This window comes from Inhella gelatinilytica (assembly GCF_016093295.1).
Taxonomy (GTDB): Bacteria; Pseudomonadota; Gammaproteobacteria; order Burkholderiales; family Burkholderiaceae_C; genus Inhella; species Inhella gelatinilytica.
Genome location: NZ_JAEDAL010000020.1, coordinates 1 through 1,497 on the forward strand (window position 1 = coordinate 1; position 1,497 = coordinate 1,497).

Genomic DNA, 1,497 nt, shown 5'->3' on the forward strand with positions numbered 1-1,497 from the left:
AAGACGTGGTGGTGACCATCACGGGTACCAACGACGCTCCGGTCGTGACCTTTGATGGTTCGACGGCGGCAGGCTTCACGATCACGGCCAACGATCCGGATGACGGCGATGTCTTGACCTTCAAGGCTCCGACGTTTGCGGCGATCCAAGGCGCGGTGAATGATGGTGCTGCGACGGCGATCAACCTGGTGGCTCTGGGCACGCAAACCCAGTACGACCTGGTGGTCACCGATGGCACCGCCGACACCGCCGTCCTGAACGCCGATGGCGATCAGGTCATGGTCGTCGTCGGAACCAATCTGGCTGACACGCAAGCTCCGGTTGTGGGTGCTGGCCTGTACTACGGCTTTGATGGCAACGACACCATCGTGGGTGGTGCCAACAACGACACTGTCTACGGCGGTGCCGACAACGACTCGATCACCGGCGGCACGGGCGCTGATGTGATGAGCGGCGGTGCTGGTACCGACGAGTTTGTGATTGGTTCTGGCGCTTCCGGCATCACGCTGGCGACGGCTGACACCATTGCAGACTTCACGACGGGCGCCGACACGATCAACGTGGCTGTGGCTGTTACCTACATGGAAGTGGATGGGACGGCCAACAACGAAGCAGCCTTCTTGGCGAACGCTGCGGTTGCATTCGGTGGCGGCACCACTGTGTATGTTGAGTACAACGCCAACGGCACGGGCAACACCTGGGTCCTGATCGACCAGAACGGCGATGGCGTGATTGATGCCAATGACACGTTTGTTGTGTTGACGGGTGTGGGCGGTGCTGCAGGTGTGGATGGCGCTGACTTCATCTGACGATGACATGAGGGTTTTCGGCTGACTTTGGTTGGCCAAACCCGATGGTCGGCCCCCGCCTCGGCGGGGGCTTTTTCGTTTTGGGAATGGCGTGTCGACTCAATGCAGTTCGACATCCCGCAAAGCCTTAAATGGCAAGGCCTTCAAGCGTCTTCCATGCTTGACAGCAAACGCCTGCCTCAGACATGCGATGAGACCCAGTGCGCTATCTCTTCCTGATCGTTTCTAGGGAAACCCCTGTCCCGTTCTGTTGCGATTCCCCCGAATTCAGGAGGGGCGTCGTCGCGAGAGGAGTGCTGGGCTCACCTATCATCCGTGGTTGCGCCTACTGGGTAGGTCAACGGTGCTGAGGCGGAGCCCTTATGTGACCGGCATCACAAGGCCGGAGCTGGGCGGCGCGCACACTGCTTGCGGCTTGAGCAATCACTGCTTTTTGGCAGTCCCTAACTGAACGAAGAGGAACGTTATGGCAATCAATTTCGGTACCGACACCCTGGGTCGTGACATCGCTCGTTTGTATAAGGCGCTGTACGACGCGGCGCCCGGCGTGAATGGCCTGGCAGCCTTGCGCGACCAATCCAAGGTTGCGGTGGGTGTTGGTAGTACCGCTGCGCAGAATGTGTCGTTTTATTTGAACGATGCGTTCAAGACGCTGAGCAATGCTGACTGGGCGGAGCTGATCGTCACC

At 59.3% G+C, this 1,497-nt stretch carries 1 protein-coding gene and 1 pseudogene; both read left to right on the plus strand.

What is annotated here, in order from left to right:
* Positions 1 to 809, plus strand: a pseudogene (locus tag I7X43_RS16245) (calcium-binding protein); the annotation flags it as partial.
* 466 nt (positions 810 to 1,275) lie between these two features.
* Positions 1,276 to 1,497, plus strand: a 222-nt coding sequence (locus I7X43_RS16250; protein WP_198102003.1) for a hypothetical protein, incomplete at its 3' end; no start/stop codon positions are given.